At 67.6% G+C, this 26,411-nt stretch carries 28 protein-coding genes; 15 read left to right on the plus strand and 13 right to left on the minus strand.

What is annotated here, in order from left to right; all coding sequences use genetic code 11:
* Positions 1–36: 36 nt before the first annotated feature.
* The gene (locus V9L21_RS07140; RefSeq protein WP_337296462.1) at positions 37–489 is read left to right on the plus strand and encodes a DUF2214 family protein; all 453 of its coding nucleotides are present in this window, start codon (positions 37–39) and stop codon (positions 487–489) included.
* 7 nt (positions 490–496) lie between these two features.
* Positions 497–2,548 carry a fused MFS/spermidine synthase gene (locus V9L21_RS07145; RefSeq protein WP_337310407.1) on the plus strand — a complete coding sequence of 684 codons (2,052 nt, stop codon included), beginning with the start codon at positions 497–499 and terminating at the stop codon, positions 2,546–2,548.
* A gap of 76 nt (positions 2,549–2,624) precedes the next feature.
* Here the strand turns inward: V9L21_RS07145 and V9L21_RS07150 are convergent, their stop codons facing one another.
* On the minus strand, positions 2,625–3,005 hold the full coding sequence (locus V9L21_RS07150; protein WP_337310409.1) for a PsiF family protein: 381 nt from the start codon (positions 3,003–3,005) through the stop codon (positions 2,625–2,627).
* 132 nt (positions 3,006–3,137) lie between these two features.
* Between V9L21_RS07150 and argS the strand changes: the two genes are divergently transcribed.
* From argS to rpoN, 6 genes are all read left to right on the plus strand, one after another.
* The gene (gene argS, locus V9L21_RS07155) at positions 3,138–4,823 is read left to right on the plus strand and encodes an arginine--tRNA ligase (protein WP_337310411.1); all 1,686 of its coding nucleotides are present in this window, start codon (positions 3,138–3,140) and stop codon (positions 4,821–4,823) included.
* 7 nt (positions 4,824–4,830) lie between these two features.
* Positions 4,831–5,577 carry an SPOR domain-containing protein gene (locus tag V9L21_RS07160; RefSeq protein WP_337310412.1) on the plus strand — a complete coding sequence of 249 codons (747 nt, stop codon included), beginning with the start codon at positions 4,831–4,833 and terminating at the stop codon, positions 5,575–5,577.
* Positions 5,578–5,739: 162 nt separating this feature from the next.
* Entirely contained in the window at positions 5,740–6,387 is a 648-nt protein-coding gene (locus tag V9L21_RS07165) for a thiol:disulfide interchange protein DsbA/DsbL (RefSeq protein ID WP_258503716.1), read from the plus strand.
* Positions 6,388–6,538: 151 nt separating this feature from the next.
* Entirely contained in the window at positions 6,539–7,258 is a 720-nt protein-coding gene (gene lptA, locus V9L21_RS07170) for a lipopolysaccharide transport periplasmic protein LptA (RefSeq protein ID WP_337310414.1), read from the plus strand.
* Positions 7,255–8,049 (plus strand): LPS export ABC transporter ATP-binding protein, encoded by a 795-nt coding sequence (lptB, locus tag V9L21_RS07175; protein ID WP_258503720.1) that lies wholly within the window; start codon positions 7,255–7,257, stop codon positions 8,047–8,049. Before lptA ends, lptB begins: the two co-directional genes overlap by 4 nt.
* 17 nt (positions 8,050–8,066) lie before the next feature.
* On the plus strand, positions 8,067–9,662 hold the full coding sequence (gene rpoN / locus V9L21_RS07180) for an RNA polymerase factor sigma-54 (protein WP_337296457.1): 1,596 nt from the start codon (positions 8,067–8,069) through the stop codon (positions 9,660–9,662).
* A gap of 27 nt (positions 9,663–9,689) precedes the next feature.
* On the opposite strand, the gene V9L21_RS07185 is transcribed toward rpoN, so the two are convergent.
* On the minus strand, positions 9,690–10,331 hold the full coding sequence (locus tag V9L21_RS07185; protein ID WP_337310416.1) for a LysE family translocator: 642 nt from the start codon (positions 10,329–10,331) through the stop codon (positions 9,690–9,692).
* Between the two features lie 104 nt (positions 10,332–10,435).
* On the opposite strand from V9L21_RS07185, the gene V9L21_RS07190 reads away from it, so the two are divergent.
* A complete protein-coding gene (locus tag V9L21_RS07190) occupies positions 10,436–11,686 on the plus strand; it encodes a THUMP domain-containing class I SAM-dependent RNA methyltransferase (protein ID WP_337310418.1) in 1,251 nt (416 codons plus the stop codon).
* Positions 11,687–11,704: 18 nt separating this feature from the next.
* On the opposite strand, the gene V9L21_RS07195 is transcribed toward V9L21_RS07190, so the two are convergent.
* A complete protein-coding gene (locus tag V9L21_RS07195) occupies positions 11,705–12,130 on the minus strand; it encodes a surface-adhesin E family protein (RefSeq protein WP_337310420.1) in 426 nt (141 codons plus the stop codon).
* A gap of 48 nt (positions 12,131–12,178) precedes the next feature.
* Here V9L21_RS07195 and V9L21_RS07200 point away from each other — a divergent pair, with 48 nt between their 5' ends.
* Complete coding sequence (locus tag V9L21_RS07200) at positions 12,179–12,694, plus strand: putative toxin-antitoxin system toxin component, PIN family (RefSeq protein WP_337310422.1); 516 nt, start codon at positions 12,179–12,181, stop codon at positions 12,692–12,694.
* Between the two features lie 10 nt (positions 12,695–12,704).
* On the opposite strand, the gene V9L21_RS07205 is transcribed toward V9L21_RS07200, so the two are convergent.
* The gene (locus V9L21_RS07205; protein ID WP_337310424.1) at positions 12,705–13,622 is read right to left on the minus strand and encodes a hypothetical protein; all 918 of its coding nucleotides are present in this window, start codon (positions 13,620–13,622) and stop codon (positions 12,705–12,707) included.
* On the minus strand, positions 13,619–15,316 hold the full coding sequence (locus V9L21_RS07210) for an FMN-binding glutamate synthase family protein (RefSeq protein WP_337310426.1): 1,698 nt from the start codon (positions 15,314–15,316) through the stop codon (positions 13,619–13,621). The genes V9L21_RS07205 and V9L21_RS07210 overlap by 4 nt, the downstream gene beginning before the upstream one ends.
* A 56-nt stretch (positions 15,317–15,372) precedes the next feature.
* On the opposite strand from V9L21_RS07210, the gene V9L21_RS07215 reads away from it, so the two are divergent.
* Positions 15,373–16,155, plus strand: coding sequence for a UPF0149 family protein (locus V9L21_RS07215; RefSeq protein ID WP_337310428.1), 783 nt, complete (start codon positions 15,373–15,375; stop codon positions 16,153–16,155).
* A 24-nt stretch (positions 16,156–16,179) separates the two neighbouring features.
* Here the strand turns inward: V9L21_RS07215 and V9L21_RS07220 are convergent, their stop codons facing one another.
* The 4 genes from V9L21_RS07220 to V9L21_RS07235 all read right to left on the minus strand — a co-directional run bounded on the left by V9L21_RS07220 (position 16,180) and on the right by V9L21_RS07235 (position 18,197).
* Complete coding sequence (locus V9L21_RS07220) at positions 16,180–16,497, minus strand: GNAT family N-acetyltransferase (RefSeq protein ID WP_126748756.1); 318 nt, start codon at positions 16,495–16,497, stop codon at positions 16,180–16,182.
* Positions 16,494–16,988: a nuclear transport factor 2 family protein gene (locus tag V9L21_RS07225; protein WP_337310431.1), complete on the minus strand. Its 495-nt coding sequence runs from the start codon at positions 16,986–16,988 to the stop codon at positions 16,494–16,496. Before V9L21_RS07225 ends, V9L21_RS07220 begins: the two co-directional genes overlap by 4 nt.
* A 100-nt stretch (positions 16,989–17,088) precedes the next feature.
* On the minus strand, positions 17,089–17,604 hold the full coding sequence (locus V9L21_RS07230) for a CinA family protein (RefSeq protein WP_443304512.1): 516 nt from the start codon (positions 17,602–17,604) through the stop codon (positions 17,089–17,091).
* Between the two features lie 5 nt (positions 17,605–17,609).
* Positions 17,610–18,197: a phosphatidylglycerophosphatase A family protein gene (locus V9L21_RS07235; protein WP_337310434.1), complete on the minus strand. Its 588-nt coding sequence runs from the start codon at positions 18,195–18,197 to the stop codon at positions 17,610–17,612.
* Between the two features lie 138 nt (positions 18,198–18,335).
* Between V9L21_RS07235 and V9L21_RS07240 the strand changes: the two genes are divergently transcribed.
* On the plus strand, positions 18,336–19,814 hold the full coding sequence (locus V9L21_RS07240; RefSeq protein WP_337310436.1) for an MFS transporter: 1,479 nt from the start codon (positions 18,336–18,338) through the stop codon (positions 19,812–19,814).
* A gap of 18 nt (positions 19,815–19,832) precedes the next feature.
* Here V9L21_RS07240 and V9L21_RS07245 read toward each other — a convergent pair whose 3' ends face one another.
* Positions 19,833–21,536, minus strand: coding sequence for an FAD-dependent oxidoreductase (locus V9L21_RS07245; RefSeq protein ID WP_337310438.1), 1,704 nt, complete (start codon positions 21,534–21,536; stop codon positions 19,833–19,835).
* Positions 21,537–21,552: 16 nt separating this feature from the next.
* Entirely contained in the window at positions 21,553–22,569 is a 1,017-nt protein-coding gene (locus V9L21_RS07250) for a Bug family tripartite tricarboxylate transporter substrate binding protein (RefSeq protein WP_337310440.1), read from the minus strand.
* Between the two features lie 100 nt (positions 22,570–22,669).
* Between V9L21_RS07250 and V9L21_RS07255 the strand changes: the two genes are divergently transcribed.
* Both V9L21_RS07255 and V9L21_RS07260 read left to right on the plus strand, forming a co-directional pair.
* On the plus strand, positions 22,670–23,566 hold the full coding sequence (locus V9L21_RS07255; protein ID WP_337310442.1) for a LysR family transcriptional regulator: 897 nt from the start codon (positions 22,670–22,672) through the stop codon (positions 23,564–23,566).
* Positions 23,567–23,643: 77 nt separating this feature from the next.
* Complete coding sequence (locus V9L21_RS07260; protein ID WP_337310444.1) at positions 23,644–24,354, plus strand: DUF3053 domain-containing protein; 711 nt, start codon at positions 23,644–23,646, stop codon at positions 24,352–24,354.
* Here V9L21_RS07260 and thiL read toward each other — a convergent pair whose 3' ends face one another.
* Entirely contained in the window at positions 24,355–25,314 is a 960-nt protein-coding gene (gene thiL / locus V9L21_RS07265; protein ID WP_337310446.1) for a thiamine-phosphate kinase, read from the minus strand.
* Between the two features lie 89 nt (positions 25,315–25,403).
* Here thiL and V9L21_RS07270 point away from each other — a divergent pair, with 89 nt between their 5' ends.
* Complete coding sequence (locus V9L21_RS07270; protein ID WP_337310449.1) at positions 25,404–25,640, plus strand: hypothetical protein; 237 nt, start codon at positions 25,404–25,406, stop codon at positions 25,638–25,640.
* 102 nt (positions 25,641–25,742) lie between these two features.
* Here the strand turns inward: V9L21_RS07270 and V9L21_RS07275 are convergent, their stop codons facing one another.
* Positions 25,743–26,369, minus strand: a complete 627-nt coding sequence (locus V9L21_RS07275) for an isochorismatase family protein (RefSeq protein WP_337310451.1) — start codon at positions 26,367–26,369, stop codon at positions 25,743–25,745.
* Between the last annotated feature and the right edge of the window lie 42 nt (positions 26,370–26,411).

Raw genomic sequence — 26,411 nt, forward strand, 5'->3', positions numbered from 1 at the left:
AGCATTTGCAACCCCATTGAAGAAGAAAGCCATTCGATGACCCTCGAAGCCATCCTTGCCTACCTGCACTTGCTGGCCATCCTCACGATGGTGGTGTTCATCTCGAGCGAAGCGGCGCTGTGCCGCGTGCAGTGGCTCAACGCCGCCGTGGTCGAGCGGCTCGCCAAGGTCGACCTGGTCTACGGCATTGCCGCCATTGCCGTGCTCGCGACCGGCATCGCCCGCACGGTGTGGGGCGTGAAGGGCACCGCCTGGTACTGGACCAACCCGCTCTTGCACGTGAAGCTTGGCCTGTTCATCATCATCGGCGTGCTCTCGATCTTCCCGACGCTGACCTACTTTCGCTGGCGCAAGGCGCTGCGCGCCAACGGCACGCTGCCGACCGAAGACGATGTGCGGAAAACGCGCAAGCTGGTGATGGTGCAGGCCCACCTGATTGCGGTGATCCCGCTGGTCGCCGTGTTCCTCGCGCGCGGCTTCGGCAAGTAGGGCCGGCATGGAACGCGCCGGCATCCAGCTCCTGTTTGCCGGCACCATCTTCAGCAGCGCGTTCCTGCTGTTTCTCGTCCAGCCGCTCATCGCCAAGCAGATCCTGCCGTGGTTCGGCGGCTCGGCCGCCGTGTGGTCGATCTGCATGGTGTTCTTCCAGGCGGTGCTGCTCGCGGGCTATGCCTATTCCGATTGGGTGACGCGGAACCTGCGCGTGCGAGTGCAGGCCGCATTGCATGTCGGCCTTCTGCTCGTGAGCCTGGCCTTCCTGCCGCTGGTGGTTGCGGCGCGCTGGAAGCCCACGGGTGCCGAAGACCCCACGTGGCTGATCCTGGGCCTGCTGCTCGCGACCATCGGGCTTCCCTACTTTCTGCTTTCGACCACCGGGCCGCTAGTGCAGTCGTGGGTGGCGCGCACGCCCTGGAGCGCGCGGGTGTACCGGTACTTCTCGCTGTCGAACCTGGCCTCGCTGCTTTCGCTCCTGAGCTATCCGGTGCTGATCGAGCCGCGCAGCTCGCTGCTCCAGCAGGCGCAGGGATGGTCGTGGGGCTACGGGGCGTTCGTGGTGCTTTGCGCAGGGACGACCTTGCTCGTGGCGTACCGCTGGTCGGAAGCCGTGCCGGCATCGACGTCAACGGCGACGTCAACGGCGACGGCGACGGCGGGCGAGGAGACGCCTCCGCACTGGTCCGACGCGCTGCTCTGGCTCGCCTTGCCGGCCCTCGCGTCGTGGCTGCTGCTGGCCGTGACCAACCACATCACCCAGAACGTCGCGGCGGTGCCGTTTCTCTGGATCTTGCCGCTGTCTCTGTACCTGTTCACCTTTGTGCTGTGCTTCGAAAGCGACCGCTGGTACCGGCGCGGCGTCTTCCTGCCGCTGGCGGCGGGCGTGCTGGTGCTGTGCGCCTTCGGCCTGCAGCACCACATCGGCTCGGACGTGCGCACGGGGCTGCCGATCTATGTGGGCGGCCTGTTCGTGCTGTGCATGTTCCTGCACGGAGAAACCGCAAGGCTGCGGCCGGCGCCGCGCTATCTCACACGCTTCTACCTGATGCTCTCGCTGGGCGGCGCCATCGGTGGCGCCATGGTCGGGCTGGTTGCGCCGCATGTGCTGCCCGCGTACTACGAACTGGGCATCGGGCTCACGCTCACTGCGCTGGTGGCGGTGGCCGTGCTGCGCCATCGCCTGTGGCTGCGGGTTTCCGGGGTGGCCCTGGCGGCCTGCTGCGTCTTTTTCCTGGTGGCGCAAATCCGCAGCGACAGGTCCGGCGCGCGCCACCTGATGCGCAACTTCTACGGCGCGCTGATCACCTTCGACGTGCGCCGTGCCAACCCTCCAAGCTACGTGCGGCTGCTGTCGCATGGTTCCATCAAGCATGGCGAACAGTTTCTCGACCCGCTCCGGCGGCGCGAGCCCACCACTTACTACGGCGCTACCTCGGGCATTGGCCGGGCCATGGCCGCCGCGCCAGACGGGCCGCGCCGCGTCGGGCTGATCGGCCTGGGTGCGGGCACGCTTGCGACCTATGGCCGAAGCGGCGACCTCTACCGCATCTACGAGATCAATCCGCAGGTGTTCGAGCTGGCCGACAGCGAGTTCACCTTTCTGCGCGACAGCTCCGCGCAGACCGAGCGCGTGCTCGGCGATGCGCGGCTGGCGCTGGAGCGCGAGGCGCCGCAGGGCTTCGACCTGCTGGCAGTCGATGCATTTTCTGGCGATGCGGTGCCGGTCCATCTGCTCACGGCCGAGGCGCTGGACGTCTACCTGCGCCACATGAAGCCCGACGGCATCGTGGCCTTTCACGTGTCCAACCGCTACCTGGAGCTCGCACCCGTGGTCGCGCGAATCGCGGCGTTGAAAGGGGTGCATGCGGTGCTGGTGAGCGACGACGCCAAGGAATCGAAGTGGCTCAACTCGACCGACTGGGTGCTGGTTGCGCGCGACCCCGCCGTACTGGCGCGCGAGCCGGTGCGCGGCGCGGCTTCGCCCATCGCGCTTCCGGCTGACACCCGCCCCTGGACCGACGACTTCAACAACCTGCTGGGCGTGCTCAAGTAGCGCTCATGTCGTGTTCATGAAAAAGCCCCGCCGGCGCGGGGCCGTGCGGGGCTTGTTTCGGTGAAGGGCGGCTGTATCAGGCCTTGGCGCTGAGGCATTCCTTCATGAAAGCCTTGCGGGCGTCGCCCTTGAGGGTCTTGGCTTTTTCGTCGGCGTTGCAGGTCTTCATTTTTTCCTGCTGGGTCTGCTTGGCGGTCATGGCGGGCTTGGCGCTCAGGCAGTTCTTCATGAACGCCTTGCGCTCGTCGCCCTTCTTGTCGCCCGCTTCCTGGTTGCAGGTCGTCATCTTGCTTTGCTGGGCGGTGGGGGCCTTGGCCGCAGGCGTAGCCGGTGTAGCGGGGGTGGCGGGCGTCGCGGCCGGAGCAACGACGGCAGGCGCGGGCGCCTTGTCTTGCGCCTGTGCGGCGCCAAAGGAAAGGCAGGCGCCCAGGGCGACCAGGGAAAGGAGCTTCTTCATGGTGATATGTCCTTGCAAGGTTGTGTTGTGACAGGTGCCCCGCCCCCGGGGCCGCTCATCCTAACGGGCGGGGGCATGCATTCGATGACCGCCGGCGCCGCCGAGCGGGTTTGCCCCCGGTAAAATCCGCAGATGCTATTGGTCAAACAGGAGCTGCTCGCGGCGCTCGCGAACACGCTCGAATCCCTCTCACCCGGCGCCGGCTCCAAAGCCGCGTTCGAGTCGCCCAAGGTGGCCGCCCATGGCGATTTCGCCAGCACGGCCGCCATGCAACTCGCCAAACCGCTCGGCCGCAAGCCGCGCGAACTGGCCGAGGAGCTCAGCGCCGCGCTGCTCGCCACCCCCGTTTTCGGCCAGTGGGTCGAAGCCATCGAGATTGCCGGTCCCGGTTTTCTCAACATCCGCCTCAAGACCTCGGCCAAGCAGCAGATCGTGCGCGAAGTGCTGAATGCGGCCGACGCCTTCGGGCGGCAGCCCGCCACCGGCGAGAAGGTGCTGGTCGAGTTCGTCTCGGCCAACCCGACCGGGCCGCTGCACGTCGGCCACGGCCGCCAGGCCGCGCTCGGCGATGCCATCTGCAACCTGCGCGCCTCGCAGGGCGACACGGTCTGGCGCGAGTTCTATTACAACGACGCCGGCGTGCAGATCCAGACGCTCGCCAACAGCACGCAGCTGCGCGCCCGCGGCTTCAAGCCCGGCGACCCCGAATGGCCGAGCGGCGAAAAGGCGCCCGCCTACAACGGCGACTACATCGCCGACATTGCCGAAGACTTCAAGGCGAAGAAGACCGTCAAGTCGGACGACCGCGAATACACCGCCAGCGGCAACATCGAAGACCTCGACTCCATCCGCGAATTCGCCGTGGCCTATCTGCGCCGCGAGCAAGACCTCGATTTGCAGGCCTTCCGCGTGCGCTTCGACAATTACTACCTCGAATCGAGCCTCTACACCAGCGGCCGCGTCGAGGCGGCGGTGCAAAAGCTCGTGGCTGCCGGCAAGACCTACGAGCAGGACGGCGCGCTGTGGCTCAAGTCGACCGACTACGGGGACGACAAGGACCGCGTGATGAAGAAGCAGGACGGTACGTACACGTACTTCGTGCCCGACGTCGCCTACCACATTGCCAAATGGGAGCGCGGCTTCCACAAGGTGGTCAACATCCAGGGCACCGACCACCACGGCACCATCGCGCGCGTGCGCGCCGGCCTGCAGGCGGCGGGCGTCGGCATTCCCGAGGGCTACCCCGACTACGTGCTGCACACCATGGTGCGCGTGATGAAGGGCGGCGAAGAGGTCAAGATCAGCAAGCGCGCAGGCAGCTACGTCACGCTGCGCGACCTCATCGAATGGACCAGCACCGATGCCGTGCGCTTCTTCCTCCTGAGCCGCAAGCCCGACACCGAATACACCTTCGACGTCGACCTGGCCGTGACCAAGAACAACGACAACCCGGTGTACTACGTGCAATACGCCCATGCGCGCATCTGCTCGGTGCTGGCCGGCTGGGGCGGCGACGCCGCCACGCTCAAGAACGTCGACCTGTCGCCGCTCGAAAGCCCGGCCGCGCAGGCGCTGATGCTGCTGCTCGCCAAGTACCCGGCCATGCTGACGGCGGCGGCGAAGGATTTCGCCCCGCACGACGTGACTTTCTATTTGCGCGAACTGGCCGCCAGCTACCACAGCTACTACGACGCCGAGCGCATTCTGGTCGACGAGGAGCCGGTAAAGCTGGCGCGGCTCGCGCTCGTCGCCGCCACCGCGCAGGTGCTGCACAATGGCCTCGCGATTCTCGGCGTCAGTGCGCCGAGCAAGATGTGAAACCACCATGAAGAAGACAACCAGACAACGCGGCAACATCGTCATCGGCCTCATCATCGGCCTGGTGCTGGGGTTGGGTGTCGCGCTGGGCATTGCGGTCTACGTGACCAAGGTGCCGATTCCGTTCGTAACCAAGACCCAGCGCGGCGGCGCCGAGCAGGACGAAGCCGAGGCTCGCAAGAACCGCGACTGGGACCCGAATGCGCCGCTGGCCGGCAAACCCGGCACGCCCGCCAAGCCGCCCGCGGCCGCAGGCGGCCCGGTGGCTCCCGCTGGTGGCGACAACACGGCCGTGGCGCCGGGAGCGGCACCGCCCGCTCCGCCCGTGCCGGTGGTCGTGGCGCCCAAGCCCACGCGTCCGGCGCCGGTGCCGGCGGAAGCCAATCCGCTGCCGCCGTCGAATGATCCGCTGGGCGATCTGGCCCGTGCGCGGGCCGGCGGCAACAGCGGCAGCACCACCACGGCGGCCGCGCCAAGCAGCAGCAACAACAGCGCGGCGCCGTCGTCGGGCCCCGATCCATTCATGTACTTTGTGCAGGCCGGCGCGTTCCGCACCACCGACGACGCCGAGGCCCAGCGCGCCAAGCTGTCGCTGATGGGCGTGGAGGCCCGGGTTACCGAGCGCGAGCAGGCGGGCCGCACGGTCTACCGCGTACGCGCCGGTCCGTTCAACAAGAAGGACGACGCCGATCGCCTGAAAGAGCGGCTCGACAGCGGTGGCCTCGAATCGGCGCTCGTGCGCGTGCAGCGCTGAGGTGTATTCCCGTGGCGGCTGCGGCCTTGCGGCAGCCGTCATGAATAATCCCTAAGCTTTGCGGCACAGGCCGCCGCCAAGATCGTATTGGGCATGCCGCATGCGGGAACTCCGCGCGGCGCCCCGGCTCTGTCTGCCGTACCCAACAGGAGAACTTTTTCAATGAAACGTCGTGACTTTTCGCTGGCCGCCACTTCGCTCGGTCTGATTTCGCTGGCTGGCAACACGGCGCACGCCCAGGCGCGCGCACCCAAGGCCGGCACCGAGTACCTGGTGCTCGACAAGCGCGTGCCCGTCGACGCGCCGGCCGGCAAGGTCGAAGTGATCGAGTTCTTCTCGTACAACTGCCCACATTGCAACGATTTCGAGCCGCAGCTCGACGCCTGGCTCAAGACGGCTCCCAAGGAAGTGGCTTTCCGCCGCGTGCCGGTGCCCTTCGTGGGCAACGACGTCGAAGCCAAGCAGCGCCTGTACTACGCACTCGAAGCCATGGGCAAGGTCGAGGAATTCCAGCCGAAGATCTTCAACGCGATTCACAGACAGCGCCAGAACGTCAACGGCGATACCAACATCGTTGCGTGGGCCGCGGCCAACGGCCTCGACGGCGCCAAGTTCAAGGAAGTCTTTACCTCCTTCAGCGTGGCCAGCAAGGCCAAGCGCGCCACGCAGCTGACCGAAGCCTACAAGGTGGCCGGCGTTCCGGCGCTGGCCGTGGGCGGCCGCTGGTACGTGGACGGCGAGCTCGCCGGTAACATGACCAAGGCGCTCCAGGTCACCAACTACCTGATCGGCGAAGCCAAGAAGGGCTGATCGCCTTCAGGGGCAAGACAGCGGCCCGGCCACGCCGGGCCCGCAGTGTTCCCGGATCGGATGTCAAGCCCGCTTTGGCGGGCTTTTTCATCTCTGCGCGCTGGGCTGGCGCGATCCGCCGCATACAATGCAGAGCAAGTTTCGTGCCTCTATGACATCGCACTCCTACTCCAACACCCCTCCTCTTCTGGGTCGCATCGGCCGCCTGGCCCGCCTTGGCATTGGCGCGCTGTTCCTGGCCGGCGCCGCTTCGGGCGCGCTGGCCGAGACGGCCGACCGCACCAAGCCGATGAACATCGAGTCGGACGCCATGCGTTACGACGACCTCAAGCAGACCAGCGTGTTCACCGGGAACGTGCTGGTCACCAAGGGCACCATCATCATCCGCGGCGCGCGGATCGACGTTCGCCAGGACGCCGAGGGCTACCAATATGGCGTAGTCACGGCGGCGCCCGGCAAGCGGGCCTATTACAAGCAGAAGCGCAACGCCCCCGACGAGTGGATCGAGGGCGAGTCGGAAGTCATCGAGTACGACAGCCGCGCCGACAACGTCAAGTTCATCCGCAATGCCGTCATGCGCCGCCTGATCGGCGCTACGCCCAACGACGAAAGCAGCGGCGCGCTCATCGTCTACGACCAGAGCAACGACACCTACACGGTCAACGGCTCCACCGTGCCGCCGAATGCGGGCGTCAATGCACCGTCGGGCGGACGCGTCAGGACCATCCTCACGCCCAAATCGGCCACTGCGCCCGGTGCTGCCGCGCCTGCCGCGGGTGCACAGCCCGCGCCCGCGGCAACCCAGCCGGCGCCCGGAACGGGCCTGCGCTCGACCACCACCCTGGGTGGCGAAGGGGAAGGGCGCAAGTGATCGAAAACGCCGGAAACCAGAACGCCGATGGCACGCCGGGCAGCCGCCTGGTGGTGCGCGGCCTGCAAAAAAGCTACGGCAGCCGCAAGGTCGTCAAGGACGTCTCGCTCGACGTGCAAAAGGGCGAGGTCGTGGGATTGCTCGGCCCCAACGGCGCGGGCAAGACCACCTCGTTCTACATGATCGTGGGCCTGGTGCGGGCCGACGCCGGCGAGATCACCATCGACGGCGAGCCCATCGCGCACATGCCGATTCACCGCCGCGCCCGCATGGGCCTGAGCTACCTGCCGCAGGAAGCGTCGATCTTCCGCAAGCTCAGCGTCGAGGAAAACGTGCGCGCCGTGCTCGAGCTCCAGCGCGAGCCCGACGGCAACGGCAAGCCCGCGCCACTCACCAAGCAGCGCATCGAAGAACGCCTTTCCGCGCTGCTGGCCGACCTGCGGGTGGACCACCTCCGCGATTCCCCCGCACTCGCGCTTTCGGGCGGCGAACGGCGCCGGGTCGAGATTGCCCGCGCGCTGGCCACGCAGCCGCGCTTCATCCTGCTGGACGAGCCCTTTGCCGGCATCGACCCCATCGCGGTGATCGAAATCCAGCGGATCATCAGCTTTCTCAAGGAGCGCGGCATCGGCGTGCTCATTACCGACCACAACGTGCGTGAAACGCTGGGCATCTGCGATCACGCGTTCATCATCAGCGACGGGCATGTGCTGGCACAAGGCACACCCTCGGAGATCGTCGACAACGCCGAAGTACGCAGGGTGTACCTCGGCGAGCACTTCCGGATGTAAGGGAGGAGTCGGTCTCCATGAAGCAAGGGCTGTCCCTTCGCGTCTCGCAGCACCTGGCGCTCACGCCCCAGCTGCAGCAGTCGATCCGGCTGCTGCAGCTCTCCACGCTCGAACTGAGCCAGGAAGTGGAGCAGATGCTCGACGAAAACCCGTTCCTCGAACGCACCGCGGAAGAGGCGGCGCGCGAGGAATTCGGGCTCGACGCCGTCGACACCCCCGCTCCGCGCGATGAAGCGGCGGAGGCCGGCGAGGGCGACTTCGCTTCGCTGCCGGCCAGCAGCGCGACCGCCTCCACCGCCGAAACCAGCACCTCCGCCACCGACGCCGACACCCCCGCTGCCGACATTGCCGAGCGCGAGCCCGACTGGGAAGGCGACGGCACCGTCGACATGGCGCCCGACGACAGCGAGTGGGGCGGCGATGCGCCCGCGCGGCAGAACAACCTCGGCGACGACGAGCGTGCCGACGCCACCGAGCTCGCGCGCAGCCAGGAGTCGCTGCAATCCTTTCTGCACCGTCAGGCGCTCAGTCTCCGGCTCAACGAAAACGACAGCGCCGCGCTGCGCTTTCTGATCGAATCGCTCAACGACGACGGCTACCTCGAAGATTCGCTGCCCGCCCTGGCCTCGGGCCTTGCGGGCGACGACAACGACCAGTTCGACGAACTGGTCCACCACTTTCAGGTGGCGCTCGGCCTGCTGCAAAGCCTGGAGCCCGCCGGTGTTGGTGCGCGCGACCTGGGCGAATGCCTGAGCATTCAACTGCGTGCGCTGGCCGGCAAGGACGAGACCGAGGAACAGGCGCTGGTCCGCAAGACCGCCATAGCCATCTGCAAGCAGCCGATGGAGCTGCTCGCGCGGCGCGACTTCAAGCGCCTGGCCACGCTCACCCGCACCAACGAAGACCTGGTGCGCTCGGCGCTGCAGATCATTTCGCGCCTGGAGCCCAAGCCGGGCCGCCGTTTTGTCGACGTCGAGCGCAACATCGTGATTCCCGACGTCATCGTCACCAAGATCGGCCGCGGCACCAACGTCAAGTTCCGCGTCATGCTCAACCCCGAGGTGATGCCGCGCCTGCGCGTGCACGACATCTACGCCGGCGCGCTCAAGTCGCACAAGGGCGAGGGCAGCCAGGCGCTGTCGCAGCGGCTGCAGGAAGCGCGCTGGTTCATCAAGAACATCCAGCAGCGCTTCGACACCATCCTGCGCGTGAGCAATGCCATCGTCGAGCGGCAAAAGAGCTACTTCGTGCACGGCGAACTCGCCATGCGGCCGCTGGTGCTGCGCGAGATTGCCGACGAGCTCGGCCTGCATGAATCGACCATCTCGCGTGTGACCACGGCCAAGTACATGGCCACGCCGTTCGGCACGGTCGAACTCAAGTATTTCTTCGGTTCGGCGCTCGGCACCGAAACCGGCGGCAACGCGTCGAGCACCGCCGTGCGCGCGCTGATCAAGCAGTTCGTGAGCTCCGAGAGCATCAAGAAGCCGCTGTCGGACAGCCAGATTTCCGAAATGCTGAAAGAGCAGGGCATCGAGTGCGCACGCCGCACCGTGGCCAAGTACCGCGAAGCGCTGCGCATCGCGCCGGCCAACCTGCGCAAGGCCTTGTAGGCCGAAGCTTGCCGGCCGGAGGGCCGCTCAGCCGCCCCGCACGCCGGACAGCAGCTTGACGCCCAGCAGCACCATCACGCCGCCCGCCGCGCGGTCGATCCAGGCCTTGTAGCGCAGGTAGGCCGAGCGCGGCGCCGCCGACGAGAGCGCCAGCGCGACGATCGAATACCAGCCCGTCTCGATGCAGAAGATCACGGCCGGCACCGCGAGTGCCAGCGCCAGCGGCACTTCGCGCGGCAGAAATGCCGCGAAGATGCTGGCGTAGACCACAGCGGTTTTCGGGTTACTGATCTGCGTACCCATTCCGAGCAGAAACGCGCGCCATCCGTTGCCCCGGCTGCCGGGCGAACGCTCTTCCTGCGAAACGGCGAGCGGCTCGCGTGCGCCGCGCCAGATGCGGATGCCCAGGTACACGAGGTAGGCCCCACCGAGCAGCTTCACCCCCAGGTAGAGCGCGGGAACCGCGAGGAAAGCCGCCTGCAGGCCCACGAGCGCGGCGATGGCGAACACGATGCCTCCGGCGCCCATGCCCAGCGCTGCGGCCAGGCCGTCGCCGCGCGACGCCGACACGGCGGTGCGCGCGACCATGACGAAGCTCGGGCCGGGGCTCATGGCCCCGACGATCATCGCGCCCGCAATGCCCAGGAGGGGAACCGTGATGTCGTTCATGATTTCGGTGCCTGTACGTTGATTCGGGCCACTATATAGAGAAGCGCCGCGAGGGCGGCGACAATGGCATTCCCCCTGCAGCCGATGACGATGGCGAACCCCTTGTGAACGATCTTTCCCTTTTTCTGCCTTGCGCCGCCGGCGTCGAGGAACTCCTGGCGCAGGAAGTCCATGCGCTCACCGGCCGCGTGGGGCAAGACCTGCTCACGCTGCGCGGCGGGGTGCGGGTGCGCGCCGAGTGGCGCGACATGTTCAAGCTCAACCTGCACAGCCGGCTCGCCCAGCGCGTGCTGGTCGAAGTGGCCCATGCGCCCTACCGCAGCGAGAACGACCTTTACGCCATTGCGAGCGGCGTGGCCTGGGAGATCTGGTTCACGCCCAAGCAGACCTTCAAGATCGAGACCACGGCCCAGCACAGCCCGCTGCAGAGCCTGAACTTTGCAACGCTGCGCATCAAGGACGCCATTGCCGACCGCTTTCGCGCCAAGGCCAACGGCGTGCGCCCGAGCATCGAAACGCAGTGGCCCGACTGCCGCGTGTTCGCCCACCTGACCACCGACCATTGCACGCTCTACATCGACACCTCGGGCGAGCCGCTCTTCAAGCGCGGCTGGCGGCAGGACAAGGGCGATGCCCCGCTGAAGGAAACCCTGGCCGCCGCCATGCTGGCCGCCAGCGGCTGGTGGAACCCCGAGACCGGCGCGGTGGCCGGCGAGCCGCTGTACGACCCGTGCTGCGGCAGCGGCACTATTGCCATCGAGGCAGCGCAGATTGCGCGCGGCATTCCCGCCGGCTGGTTGCGGCGCTTCGGCTTCGAGAAGCTGCTGCCGTTCCAGCCGCACGTGTGGGACGCGATCAGGAAAGAAGCCGAATCGGCGGCTACCCCCAAGGAAGTCGCCATCTTCGGCTCCGACGTTTCGCACCGCATGGTCGACTTTGCCGAGCGCAACGCAGAGCGCGCCGGAGTTGCCGATGCCATCGAGTTCCGCGGCGGCGACGCACTGCAGCGCATGCCGCCGGCCGAGGGCGGCGTGATCATGCTCAACCCGCCCTACGGCGAGCGGATCGAGGTGGGCGGCGTGGCGCGCTTCGGCGCGCGTGAGGCCGCGCAGACCTCCGGCCAGCGCGAGGGAGACGAGGGCGGCCCAGGTGCCGATGGCGGCGAGTTCTTTCCGCAGCTCGCCACGCACTGGAAGAAGAACTACGCCGGCTGGACCGCCTGGGTGCTCACGCCCGACCTGAAGCTGCCCAAGCAGATGCGGCTCAAGGAATCTCGCCGCGTGCCCATGTGGAACGGGCCCATCGAGTGCCGGCTGTTCCGCTTCGACATGGTGGCCGGCTCGGCCCGGAAGTAGCTGCGGACGGGCGGCGGGCTACTTGGTCGCGCCCACGCCGCACGCGGCGTTCACCGTCCGCACGGCCAGGTCGCCTGGCAGGCCGGCAAAGTTCATCGGACGGACGTCGGCTTCATCGAACTCGCGAACCGACAGCGGCGGTCCGACGAAGTTCGGCTGTCCGAAATAGGTGGCGCTCACATAGCGCGCCTTGCGCGCGTCGCAATCCACGCTCGCCTTTGCCGCGACGGACCGGAACTTCAGGCCGTCGTCGCCGGTGCGGGGCTCGGCCAGGCTGATCCGCACCGCCACCAGACGCTTGCTTCCTTCCACCACCACGCTGGTCGGGTCGACCTGCACATAGGTGTTGCCTGCTTCACCGGCCGAACCGGTCAGCGTGAGCCATTCCGCATGGGCGAGCGGTCCGGCGAAAAGGGCGAGCAGCAGCAGGGAAAGTCGTTTCATGGTCAGGGGTTGAAGGGCGCCGCGCACGGGTCGGGGAGCAGATTGTGAATGGACTGCGTCGTTTGCGTTTGCGATAGCGCATGGTGCAACATCGGGGTTATTCCAAACGCACAAATTTCCATTTCTCCGGCAGAAGCAAACGCCGCGCCCGGCGCCTACGTGGTCATCGACACCAACATCGCGCTCGACCTGCTGGTGTTCGACAACCCCGACTGCCTGCCGCTGGCCGCCGCCCTTGCCGCCAGCGAGTTGCGCTGGCTGGCCACCGCCTCCATGCGCAACGAGCTCGAGCGGGTGCTCGGCTACCCCCTCATCGCAGCCCGCCTGGCGCGGAGCAACCTGGCACCGCAAAGCGTTCTGGCGGCATTCGACGCGCGCGCGCAGCTGGTTGCCGAAACGCCGCCGCGTGCCCCTTGCGTCTGCAAGGACCCCGACGACCAGGTCTTCATCGACCTGGCGGTCGCCCGGCGCGCACGGCTGCTCAGCAAGGACCAGGCCGTGCTGACGATGCGCAAGCGGCTCGCCGCGCAAGGCGTGGTGGTGCAGGCGGTGCTGGCGCTCTAGCCACCCAGGGCTAGCGGTTGGTCGAAGCCGCCCCGGCCCCGTGCCATCGCCCCAGGAGCCGTGCCACCGCGCGCACGCGCTGCGTGTCGCGGCCCCAGCGGCGGCTGGCGGGCAGGCGCTGCGCCCACTTCATGCGCCGGGCTGCCTCGGCGATGCGGGCGCGGACTTCATCGCTCACCTCGGCCAGCGCGGCATGCCAGTGCACGCCGGCGGTTTCGGGTGCAGCGGCTTCGAGCATCATGGCCGTGGAGTGCAGGTAGCTGAGCCAGTCGCGCGCCTGGCACTCGGCCAGCGTCATCACTTCGGAAGGGTCGTCCTCGAAGTCGATGTAGCCGATGACCCCGTCGGGGCATTGCACCAGGTTGCGGTCGAAAGCCTGGCTCAGGTGCTGGCCGTGCACATGCACCCTGGCAATGGCGGCCAGCCCCTCGCGCCAGACGGCCAGCAGCGCGGCCGGCCCGGCCGCGGCGGCCTGGTCGAGCTTTTCCTGCAGCACCACGGTGTTGCGGCCGCTTTCGCCCAGGTCGGAAATCAGCAGGCCGTCGGGTTGCTGGGCCAGCACCGCGGGCACGCGCAGGCCCGCCGCCGCCAACTGCCGCAGGCGCCGGGCCTCGGTGGCAATGGCCGCCTCGCCGCCCGGGTTGGGCACCGGCTTGATGATGTCCAGCCGCGCCATGCGCGCGACCGCCGCCATCACGCGGTAGCCCCATTTGCCGTGGCGCGGGCCGGCCTTCTTGAGCCACACGCGCTCGCTGCCCAGCCGGTGGCTGGCCACGTTCTTCTGCTGTTTGGGCAAGGCGGCGCGCAGGAACTCGGCGTAGTCGCCCGGGCCAGGCACAAACGGCTGTGCATCCAGCGGCGCCGGTGCCGAGGCCGCCCCCTTGGCGCTTTGCAACCGCGCCGACCCACCGCGTCGCAAGGGGTTCATGCGGCAAGCGCGAGACTGGACACCAGGCCTTGCGGCCCCTGTGTCGCGGGCTGAAAGCTCTCGGCACTGGCCAGCGGCCAGTAGGTTCGGAACACGTTGTGCTGCTTGTCGAGCGGGCCGAGCAGGGCGCCCGGCTGCACCTGCATGACCAGGTTGCTCAAAAGGCGCACCTCGGTGTCGGAAATGCGCCGCACGATGTGGTGGGCGGTGATCTGCTGCGGATGGTCCAGGCCCGCGGCCTGCACCAGCTCCTGCAGCGCATGCAGGGTGCTGCGGTGGAAGTTGCGAACGCGATCGGCCTTGGTCGGCACCACCAGCGCCTGCTGGCGCACCGGGTCTTGCGTGGTCACGCCCGTGGGGCAGTGGCCGGTGTGGCAGCTTTGCGCCTGGATGCAGCCCAGCGCCATCATGAAACCGCGCGCCGCGTTGCACCAGTCGGCGCCCAGCGCCATCATGCGCGCCACGTCGAAGGCCGTGATCACCTTGCCGGCGCAGCCCAGCTTGATGCGGTGGCGCAGGTTCACGCCGATGAGCGTGTTGTGCACCAGCAGCAGGCCTTCCTGCAGCGGCGCGCCCACGTGGTCGCTGAACTCCACCGGCGCGGCGCCCGTGCCGCCCTCGGCGCCGTCCACCACGATGAAGTCGGGCGTGATGCCCGTCGCCTGCATGGCCTTGACGATGGCAAACCATTCCCACGGATGGCCCAGGCAGAACTTGAAGCCAGTGGGCTTGCCGCCCGAAAGCTCGCGCAGCCTGGCGATGAAATGCATCATCTCGATGGGCGTGGCGAATGCGCTGTGGGATGAGGGCGAGATGCAGTCCACACCCACCCGCACGCCGCGCGCGGCCGCGATCTCGGGCGTGACCTTGGGGGCGGGCAGCACGCCGCCGTGCCCGGGCTTGGCGCCCTGGCTCAGCTTGATCTCGATCATCTTCACCTGCGGATCGCGCGCATTGGCGCTGAAGCGCTCGGCGTTGAAGGTGCCGTCGTCGTTGCGGCAGCCGAAGTAGCCCGAGCCGATTTCCCAGATCAGGTCGCCGCCATGCACGCGGTGGTGCTGCGAAATGGAGCCCTCGCCGGTGTCATGCGCAAAGCCGCCCATCTTGGCGCCCTGGTTAAGGGCGAGGATGGCGTTGGCCGACAGCGCGCCAAAGCTCATGGCCGAAATGTTGAACACGCTCGCGCTGTAGGGTTGAGTGCAGACCTGTGCCGGATTGGCCTCCGTCGGCTGCGGCGTGCCGCCGATCACGATGCGGAAGTCGTGGTTGTCGAGCCTGGTCGGCTGCATCGAATGGTTGATCCACTCGTAGCCCGCAATGGTCACGTTCAGCTGCGTGCCGAAGGGCCGGTTGTCGGGGTCGCCCTTGGCGCGCTGGTACACCAGCGAGCGCTGCGCGCGCGAGAACGGCGCGGCCTCGGAGTCGCTCTCGATGAAGTACTGCCGCATTTCCGGCCGGATGAATTCGAGCAGAAAGCGCAAATGGCCGATGACGGGGTAGTTGCGCAGGATGGCATGGCGCGTTTGCCGCAAGTCGTGCACGCCGGTGGTGCTGAGCGCCCCGAAAACCACCAGCGCCACCCAGGCGAACCACAGGTGCGGGGACACCAGCACGGCGGCCAGGCTGGCGGCAAGGCCCGCCACGCACAGGGCAAAGGCGCTGTAACGCGTCGGAAACGGAATAATCGTGGACATGGGGTGAAATGACTGCCGGAGCCTGCTGCATCATAGAGGGCTGCCCCGAACTTGCCATGACCACCACCAACGACACCCCCCAGGCCGCAGCGCCCGCCTCCGCTCCCCTCGGCCCCGACGATTTCGACGCCCTCGACCAGGCGCTCGACGCCATGCGCGAGCATGACGAGGAAATTCCCCAGTGGGAATTCTGCGAAGGCTTCATGGCCGCGCTGATCTGCACCCGCCGGCCCATCGACCCCTCCGAATACTGGCCCGTGCTGCTGGGCGACGGCTTCGTGCCCGCGCAGCACATGGAATTCGTCTGGAACTGGAAGCGCCGCTGGCTCGAAATCGAGCAGGGTCTGGACGCCGACGTGGAGTCGCTCGAAGACGAGCGCAGCTGGCAGCCCGAGGTGCTCGACACCCGCGGCGCCATCGCCTCGCTGCCCGAGGAAGAGCGGGCCGAGATCGAAGGCGAGGAAATCCCTTCGTTCGCCCAGGTGTGGGCGCTGGGCTTCATGTACGCGGTAGAAAACTGGCCCGAAGACTGGGCCGCGCCGCGCGACAAGGAAGCCGCGCAGATGCTGAACGACGCGCTCGACAACATCGTTGCGCTCACCGAGGACGACAAGGCCAAGCCCACGCTCTCGATGTACAGCGACGACGCCCCGCCCAGCGTGAGCCAGCAGCGGCTGGACGACTTCGGCGCCGCCATCTGGGCCGTGTACGACCTGCGCCAGCTCTGGAAGAGCCTGGGGCCCAAGGTCGAGACCATCCGCAAGGAAGCGGAGCCGGGCCGCAACGACCCGTGCCCTTGCGGCAGCGGCAAGAAGTACAAGAAGTGCCACGGCGCCTGACCCAGGCGCCGCCGCACGCCGCCTTCAGATCTTGAAAGCGCGCTGGACGTCCGCCCGCACCAGGTCCGCGTATTCGCGGTGCTTGCGGATGTACCCGGCAATGAACTGGCACACCGGAATCACGTGCAGGCCCTTGGCGCGCGCCTCGTCGAGCACATGCCGCGCAATGCCCGAACCCACGCCCTTGCCTTCGTGCTCGGGCAGCACTTCGGTGTGGGTGAACATGATGGCGTCGGTCAGCAGGTTGTATTCGGCGTAGGCCGCAAGCTGGCCCTCGAGCGCGGCTTCGTAGCGGTGCTGGGCTTCGTTGTTGGTAATGGCGAGGTTGTTGCTGTTGCTCATGGTTGGCGTGCGAGATAGGTAGCGAGATTGGTAGCCGCGGTGGCGCGCACTTTCTTGCGCAGCATTGGCGTCCAGCCGAGCAGGAGCCCGGGTGCGCCCAGCGCCTGGCGCGACCAGGCCCAGAAGTCGAAACTGTCGCGGTGCGTGGCAATCAGCCCGTCGGGCGTGAAGCCGAAGCGCGCGTCGATGCTGTTGTCGACCAGCCGGCCCGTGGAACTGAAGCGATAGTGCGCATCCCAGTGCGCCTGGCCGCTGGTGTCGTCGGCCTGCACGTCGCGCCACGTCAGCTTCCACACGTCGGCGCCTCCGGCCTTGGTTGCGCTGCAGAGCATGCGCCACATGCCGCCCACCTGCTGGCGGCCGCGCAGCGAAAAGGCTTCGTCGTCGAACTGCGCATCGCTTGCATAGCAGGCGGCCATGGTGGCGGCGTCCAGCCGCGAGAACGCCTCGTAGAAGCGCTCGATGGTCTGGGCATTGGCTGCTGCTGTCATTGAGTGTCTTTCTTATGGATGACGTGCGATGGCTGCGTGGCCGAAATGCGGCGCAGCGCGAAATCATAGACGGCGCGGCATTCGCGGCGCGCGTTTTGGTCTAGGGACTGAGCAGGCTGGCCAGCGTCTGCAGCGCGTAGTGCACCGTGGCCGCGCGTACCGCGGCGCGGTCGCCCTCGAAGCGGCGCCGCTCGGTGCGCAGCTGCCCGTCGACCGACCAGCCGAACCACACGGTGCCCACCGGCTTGTCGGGGCTGCCGCCGGTCGGGCCGGCCACGCCGGTCACGGCCACCGCCACGCGTGCGGCCGAATGCGCGATGGCCCCCGCAACCATGGCGCGCGCCACGGGTTCGCTGACTGCGCCGTGGGCTTCGATCAGCGCGGCATCGACACCCAGCAATTCGGTCTTGGCCGCGTTCGAGTAGGTGACAAAGCCGCGCTCGAACCAGGTGCTGGAGCCCGCCAGTTCGGTGCAGGCGCCGGCTATGAGGCCCCCGGTGCAGCTTTCGGCCGTGGCGAGCATCCAGCCTTTTTTCAGCAGCAGCCCGGCCGTGGCGGCGACGAGGGCGGGCGTGTCCAGGTCCGCAAGAAAGTTGGAGGGGGCCGAGGGTTCCATCAAGTTCACCATGCGCGCCAGAGCGCAATGACCAGCAGCGTGCAGAACGCCGCCACCAGGTCGTCGAGGATGATGCCGAAGCCCGCGCGCCACCAGCGCACCTCGGCGGCATCGCGCTGCTTGAACAGCCCGTCCGCCCAGGCCACCGGCCCCGGCTTGGCGGCATCGAAGAAGCGGAACAGCCCGAACGCCACCGCCTGCGCGACAAGGCCGGCCGGCGTGACGAGCCAGAGCACGATCCAGAACGCGACCACTTCGTCCCACACGATGCTGCCCGGGTCCGCCACACCCATGTGGCGCGCCGTCACGCTGCAGGCCCACCAGCCGATGGGCAGCGAAGCCAGGATCACCCAGCCGATGGTGGCCGGCGTGAACCACAGCTGCATGACCACGAAGGCCGCCCAGGCCCAGAGCGTGCCGACCGTGCCCGGTGCCACGCGCGGCAGCCCGGAGCCGAAACCCATGGCAATGAAGTGAGCCGGATGGGAAAGCAGGAAGGCCTTGGTCGGCCGGCCCGGCACGCCAACCGGATTGGGGCCGGACGATGACGGGGACGAGGAGGAAGAAGAAGGAGGCGGGGGAACGGCTTGCATCACGGCGAAGTGTCGCGCATCCGCGGGCAGCCTGAAGCCCCTCTATTTATCAAAGTCTTTTCTTGTTTAATTAATCGGCGCGGCCTAGTATCGGGTCCTCTTTTCGACATTCGCCTCCTTCTCCGGGGCGCCGACCCCATGCCTGCCGCACCCGCCGCACCCAGCTCCGCCGCCGATTCCGCTTCGACGGTTTCCAACTCCTCCACCGCCGCATGGGGCGACCTGTTCCGGGGCCGCAACCGCTGGCGCGCCCTTGCGCTGACGGGCGGCGTCGCGCTGCACGCGGTCAACGTGCACATCGTCACGACGGTGCTGCCCTCGGTGGTGAGCGAAATCGGCGGGCTCGACTGGTATGCCTGGAGCACCACGCTCTTCGTGGTCGGGTCGATCGTCGGTGCCACGCTCTCGGTGCGCCTGCTCGCCGCGCTGGGGCCGCGCGGTGCATGCCTGGCGGCGCTGGCGGCATTCACCGCCGGCTCGATGGGCTGCGCGCTGGCGCCGGCCATGCCGTGGCTGCTCGCGGGCCGCACGGTGCAGGGGGTGGGCGGCGGCCTGCTGGCCGCGCTCAGCTATGGGCTGATCCAGCTGGTGTTCGCGCCGCGGCTGTGGTCTCGCGCGGTGGCGCTGGTGTCGGGCATGTGGGGCGTGGCCACGCTCTGCGGCCCGGCGGTTGGCGGCCTGTTCGCGCAAGCGGGGCACTGGCGCTGGGCCTTCTGGTCGCTGTTGCCGCTGGCGGCGTTGCAAGCGCTTCTGGTCGCGGTGCATCTGCGGCCCTCTGCCGGCGTGCGGCACGTTCGCCCCGCCGGCATGCCGCGCATTCCCGCGTTGCAGATCGGCTTGCTTGCGGCGTCGGTGCTGCTGATCGCGGCAAGCGAATTCGCACCCGCGTTGGCTTGGCAGGCCGTCGGCGTGGCGGCGGGGCTCGGGCTCGGTTTCGCCGCCACCCGGGTGGACGGGCGCGCCGCTGTGCGGTTGCTGCCGACCGGCGCCTATGCCGTGCGCGCGCCGATGGGCGCCATCTATGCCGGCGTGGTGCTGCTGATGATCGGCACCACCACCGAAATCTTCGTGCCGTACTTCCTGCAGTTGCTGCACGGGCATTCGCCGCTGCTGGCGGGCTACCTCACGGCAGCGATGGCCGGCGGCTGGAGCGCGGGTTCGCTGCTGTCGTCGGGGCGCAGCGGCGCGGGTGCCGACCGCATGCTGCGCGCGGGGCCGGTGGCCTGCACGCTGGGCCTGGCGGCGCTGGCCGTGCTGATGCCGGGGCATGGCCGCCTTGCCGCGGGTGCCGAAACACTGCTTGTCGCCATGGCCCTTGGCGCTGTCGGGCTGGGCGTGGGCATCGGCTGGCCGCACCTTGTCACGCGCGTGATGTCGCTCGCCCCGGCGGGGCAGGAAGGCCTGGCCTCCGCCTCCATCACGACTGTGCAGCTCTACGGCATGGCGGTGGGCGCGGCGGTTGCGGGGCTGGTGGCGAACGCGGCCGGCCTCACCGCACCGGGCGGCATGGTGGGCGCGCGCTCGGCCGCCTTCTGGCTGTTCGCGAGCTTCGCGCTCGCACCGGCGCTCGCGGCATGGCTCGTCGCCCGCTTCGCGACCGCAGCACGCAGTCGATGAGCGCGCGTGCGGCGCGGCTCAGGCGATCACGCCTTCCCACCTCAGCAGCCGCCTGCGGCCCTGAAGATGCCGCCTCTCGCCGCGCAGCTGCGCCACCAGTTCATAGGCGTCGGGCGGCACATAGGCACCGCGCCAGGCCACGTGCTGGTCGGCGCGGCACAGCACCAGCCGGTGCATGTACGCGGCCGGCACCTCGGCCGCCTCGACGTCGACCACGGTGAGCGGCATGTCGTAGGCGCGGGCCGCACGCTCGAGCGCCGATACGTCCGCGCTGCGATCGAAGCGCAGCAGCGTGTAGCCGGGTCCGAAGGCGTCATAAAGCGAACGCCCATCGCCCAGCCAGAAATGCGGCGCGCGGCAGCCCGGCACGGTGGAGGGCGTGAAGCCGCCCATCGAATAGGCCGGCGCGGTGTGCTCGCCATCGGCCACGATGATCGGCGAGCCGGTGTAAAAGTAGCCGAAGTTCAGGCCCGCGCAGCAGAACTGCTGCACGTTGAGTTCGTAGGCCTCGCGGCCGATTTCGGCGCGCAGCGCATCGCCCTCGGGCCCGGGCGTCTCGATGTCCTGCGGCACGGCGCGGCGCGCGCGCATCATCTTCTGCGCATGTTCCATCGCAAAGTTCGACACCTGCTCGGTGATCGGCAGGCGCTCGGCTTCGTAGGCATCGAGAATGCCTTCGTCGCCCCAGCCCCGCACGCAGGCCGCGAGCAGCCACGAGAGGTTGAGCGCATCGGCAATGCCCGCGTTCATTCCGTATCCTGCATAGGGCACCCAAAGATGCGCCGCGTCGCCCGCAAGAAACACGCGGCCTTCGCGAAAACGGTTGGCCACAAGGCGGCGCCCCACCCAGTCTTCCTTGCTGATGATCTCGTAGGAAAAATCAGGGCCCACGCCCAGGATTTCACGCAGCGACTTGTCGCGGTCGACCGAATCGAACTCGGGCTCGTCGGCGTTCAGGTGGTTGTGCACCAGCCAGGTTTCCTGCCCGTCGATGGCAAACATCGTGCCGCAGCGGCGCGGGTTCATGGCGTAGCAAGACCACGCCGGCTTGCCCGGCATGAGCGCGCGCAGCTGCGGCGCGCGAATGAAGGTCGACTGCACGCGCTGGATCACGGCTGTGCCTTCCAGTTGCGCGCCAATCTGCTTGCGCACCGCCGAGCTGCCGCCGTCGCAGCCCACCATGTAGCGGCATCGAATGGTGTGCGTTGCGTGGCTGTCGAGATTGAGTGCGGTGGCGCTCACGCCGCCGCTGTCTTGCGTGAGCGAAGTGAACTGCGTGCGGTTCAGCAAGCGCACGCCGGGCAGCGCCGCCGTGTGCCTGAGCAAGATCGGCTCCAGGTAGATCTGGTTGATGCGGTGCGGCGGCTCGGGCGTGGGCCAGCGTGCATCGGGCCCTTCGGTTGCGGTGTAGCGGTCGCGCCGGCAAGGAATGGGAATGCGCGCGAGCTCCATGCCCGTGGCGCTGGTGCGAAACACCACGTCGTTGGGATAGTCGGCCGGCAGCCCCGCGTCGCGCAGCTTGTGCGCCACGCCCAGGCGGCGAAACTGCTCCATGGTGCGCGAGGACACGTGGTTGCACTTCACGCTCGGCGGCTCGGCGAACCGACGGGTTTCGCAAATGATGACCGAGAGGCCGTGCGAGGCCAGGTCCATTGCCAGCGTGAGACCCACAGGGCCCGCACCGACGATCAGCACATCGGCTTCGAGATTCTTGTCTGTCATGGTTTGTTGAACCCCTTCAGTCAAGCTTGATGTGGGCGTCCTGGATCACCTTGGCCCACTTCTTCGTTTCGGTGCGGATGTAAGCGGCAAAGGTCTCGGGCGTGCCCGGCGAGGGTTCCACGCCAAGGTTGCGCATGGCGGCCTTGTTCTGCTCGTCGGCCAGTGCGGCATTGATCTCGGCATTCAGCCTTGCCACCACGGGCGCCGGTGTGCCCGCGGGCGCCACCACGCCGAACCAGCCGGTGGAGTCGTAGCCGGCCAGCCCGCCCTCGGCCACGGTCGGCACGTCGGGCAGCATGGGGAGCCGCTGTGGGCTTGTCACGGCGAAGGCAACCAGCTTGCCGGCCTTGATCTGCTGCAGCGACGAAGGCAGGTCGACCACCGCGAGCGGTATCTGGCCCGCAAGCGCATCGAGCGCGGCCGGCCCCGAGCCGCGGTAGGGCACCTCCACCAGCTTGATGCCCGCCATCTGCGAGAACAGCGCGGCCGACAGATGCATGGCCGTGCCGTTGCCACCATGGCCGATGGAGAGCGAGCCCGGCTTTTCTTTTGCAAGTGCAATCAATTCGCGCTGCGTCTTTGCGGCCACGGAAGGGTGTCCGACGATCACGAACGGAATGGCCGCAAGCATGCCTACCGGCTTGAAGTCCTTCAGCGGATCGAAGGGCATCTGCGGGTACAGGCTCGTGTTGGCCGACAGCGCACCGGCCGCGCCCACGCCTAGCGTGTAGCCGTCGGCGGGCGCCTTGGCCACCAGCGAAAGGCCCACGTTGCCTCCGGCGCCGGGCCGGTTGTCCACCACCACCTGCTGGCCGAGCTTCTCGTTCATGCGCGGCACCAGCATGCGAACCACGCCGTCGGCGCTGCCTCCGGGCGGAAAGGTCACCACCATGCGAATGGGCTTGTCGGGAAAGTCGCCGGAGGCGGGGGCCTGTGCCTGCGCGGTGGTAACGGTCAGCAGTACGCACGCCGTGCCCAGCAGCAGTAGCTGCCGGCGAAGCGCACGCGCCTGGTGGGCCATGGTTGCAGTCATCGAATCACTCCTTGAATATTGGTCTTGTTTGATGCCGATTGGACGATGCCAGCATTCATCCGTAAATCAAGGAATTCCGCATCAAATATCATCTTTTCTAATGAACGCGAACTTCAGTCCTACGCTGCGCCAGTTGCGTGCATTTCTTGCCGTCTACCAAATGCGACAGCTCAGCGCGGCGGCGCAAAAGCTCTTCGTCACGCAATCGGCGGTGAGCATGCTGATCCGTCAGTTGGAGGAAGGGTTGGGCACGCGCCTGTTCGACCGCACCACGCGTTCGCTCAAGCCCACCGCCGCCGCGGAAGAAATGCTCTCCACCGTCGAGCGCGTGCTGCGCGATGTCGATTCGCTCTCCGCCGATTTCCGCGAACTCAGCACGCTCGAGCGCGGGCGCGTGACGCTGGCCATCACGCCCACCCTTGCGGCGCTGCTCCTGCCCGATGCGATGCGCGTGTTCGCCGAGCAGCATCCCAAGGTGCGCGTGCTGGTGAACGACTGCGCGCCCGACCAGTTCATTTCGCGCATCCTCGGGGAGCATGTGGATTTCGGCATCGGCACGCCCGAGCGGCCCGGCGCCGAGGTCGAGACGCAGCGGCTCATGCGCGACCATCTTGCGCTGGTGTGCCGCAGCGACCATCCGCTGGCCAATGCACGCGTGGTGCGCTGGAGCGATCTCGGGCGCCACCCCGTCATTACCGTGCGCCCAGGCTACGGCGTGCGGCCGCTCATCGACGGCACCGCGGCCGATGCCGGCGTGATGCTCGACGTGGTGAACGAAGTCTCGTTTCTTTCAACGGCACTGTGGATGACCGCCAGCGGCATGGGGCCGTCGATCATGCCCTCGGCCTTTGCCCGCGCCGCGAACGATCCGTCGCTGGTGATCAAGGTGCTCAGCGCGCCGCGCGTGGCGCGCGACATCTCGGTCGTCACCAAGCGCGGGCACTCGCTGTCGGCGGCGGCGCGCAGCTTTATCGACGTGCTGAAGCAATCGCTCTAGGCCTTTTTCCGTACTGACCGGCCGGATCGGTCGGCCGTATGCTTGGCGCCTCATTCAAGCGCGAGAGCTTATTCATCATGAAGAAAACCCTGGTCCGTTTCAACGCGTTGTGCCTGTGCCTCGCGTTCAGTTTCCTGCTCGCGGCATGCGGCAATAAAGAGGCCGAGCAGCGTGCCGCGTTCATCGGCTTCTTGCAGACCCGCGTGCTCGACAAGCCGGGCCTGCGCGTGCCCACGCCCAACGCCGACGAGAAAGCCTCCTTCGGCGACTATGCGCAGCACTACGCGGTGATTGCCGACTTCAACGAAGGCATGAACAAGTCCGTCAGCCAGCCGATGGGCCAGGTCATGGCCAAGGGCGCGCTGCGTTCCGTTGCCGACCTGGCATCGCGGCGCGACGACCTCAAGGCTGCGAAAGACGGCCTGGGCGGCTTGCGCACCGCGCTCGACCAGGAGCTTGCCAAGGCCGACGCAGCGCGCGCCAAGCTCAAGCAGCCCGACGATCTGAAGCAGGTCTACGACAAGGCCTATGAAAAGACGGTGACGGCGCCGGCGGCCACCTTCAAGGAAGTGTTCCCCGCACTCGATGCGGTGTTCGACGGCGCGCTGGCCGTGGGCAACTACATCGAGCAGAACAAGTCGAAGATCCAGGTCTCCGGCTCGACCGTGGCCGTGACCGACCCCGCGGTGCAAGCGCAGCTCAACAAGATGCTGCAGGACCTCAACGGCCATTCGAAGGCCATCAATGCCGCCCAGGCAAAGATGCAGACAATGGTCCGCGGATCCTGATCAGACGAAGTGGTCGAACGAGCCGAATCGCTGCGCAACCGGTGAGCCGCTCGCGTCCACGATGCGCAGGCCCGCTTCGGCGTCGATGCGGCCGATGCGCGTCACGCGCGTGAAGCTCTCCTTGCCGGCTTGTTCGACCGCGGCGCGCGCGGCGGGCGCCGCGGTAAAAACCAGCTCGTAGTCGTCACCGCCCGAGAGCGCGCAGGTGCGCAGCGTTTCGCGGCCCAGGCCTGCCGTTGCGGCGGCGGCCACCACGCCTGTGGCCGCGTCGGCATCGAGCGTTGCGCCCACTCGGCTCGACGCGAGGATGTGGCCCAGGTCGCCGACAAGACCGTCGCTCACATCCACCGCCGCCGAGGCGGTGCCGCGCAGCGCCTGGCCCAGCGCCACGCGCGGCGTCGGCTGCTCCATGCGCAGTCGTGCTTGCTCGAAGACATCGGCGGGCAATGCGAGCGTGCCGCGAAACACCTCGAGCGCCAGCCGCGCATCGCCGAGTGTGCCGCTGACCCAGATGTCGTCCCCGGCGCGCGCCCCGGAGCGCAGCAGCGCCGCGCCGGCCGGCACTTCGCCGAACACGGTGATGCAGATGTTGAGCGGGCCGCGCGTGGTGTCGCCGCCCACGAGTTCGCAGCCGTGCGCATCGGCCAGCGCGAAGAGGCCGCGCGAAAAGCCTTCGAGCCAGTGCTCGTCGACCCCGGGTAGCGCCAGCGCGAGCGTGAAGGCCAGCGGCCTGGCGCCGCACGCCGCGAGGTCGCTGAGGTTCACCGCCAGCGCCTTGTGGCCGAGCCGCGCCGCATCGACGGTCGAGAGAAAGTGCCGGCCCTCGACCAGCATGTCGGACGACACGGCCAGCTGCATGCCCGGCGCGGGCGCGAGCAAGGCGCAGTCGTCGCCCACGCCGAGCGGAGAGCGCTTGGCGGGGCGCTTGAAATAGCGTGTGATCAGGTCGAATTCACCCATGGGGCGAGCATAAGCGGTGCTGCGGCAAAAAGCGGTTCGATCGAACTTGCGAGCTCCGGCTAGAGTCGAGCAAAAGAGGGGGGTTATTCATGTCTCTATCGATCGGCTCATTTTTGCTGCTTTCCGGTCTCGCGCTCGCCTTTGCAGCCCAGGTCGGCATTGCTCTGCACGCTTTCACGGGGAACCCGGGCAAAGGGCTTCTTTGTTTGTTTGTGCCGCTCTATATCTATGTCTATGCAAGACGGCACAAGGTCGGCGTCTGGATGATGCGGGGTTGGTATCTGGGCATTGCGATCTTCCTGGTCGGCGCCACGCTCGTCTCGTGAGCGGGGCGAGCCGCCAAACCTGCGATCAATGGAAGATAGTCGCTCGTCAGCAGGAGTCGACGTAGTTTGTCTCTGTCACCGTGCGCATCGCACGGGCGGTGCTCACCCCCGCGCGCGCCGGTTCGACATCACCACGTTGTCCTTCTCGATCGCCTGGCCGGCCTGCAGGGCGGCAATCCATGCCTCGGTGCTCGTCACGGCCGCGAAATTGCTGTGGAACACGACGCTGAAGACGCGGTGGATTTCTTCGGCGCTGACCTTGCCTGCGGCATTCGAGTAAGGCAGTGCCCCGGTCGCGTCCGAAAGAAACTCCACGTTCAGCCCCCGGTGCATGGCCTCGAACACCGTCGAGGCGTCGCAGTTGTGGGTCATGTAGCCAGTCACAGCCAGCGTGTCGATCTCATGGCGCGCGAGCCAGTCGGCAAAGTCGGTGCCGGTGAACACGCTGGGGAATGCCTTGGTGATCAGGTGGTCGCGCGGGCGCCTTGCAATTTCAGGGTGCAGTTCGCCGTTGTGGGTGTCGGCCTGGAACACCGGCGCTCCCTTGGGTGCGTGATGGCGAACCACCACCACGGGCGTGCCGGCCGCGCGGGCTGCGTCCATGGCCTTGGCGATGTTCGGCAGCGATTGTTCGACGGGCGGATATTCGATCGGCAGGCCGCCGCCTTCGAAATACTCGTTCTGCACGTCGATCACGACGAGGGCGCGGCGCGGTGTGGGGTTGCTCATGGTGTGTGGCTCCTGGCTATGGTTGTGTTGAGATGGGGTGAT

It is taken from the genome of Variovorax sp. CCNWLW235 (assembly GCF_037204085.1).
GTDB lineage: Bacteria > Pseudomonadota > Gammaproteobacteria > Burkholderiales > Burkholderiaceae_C > Variovorax.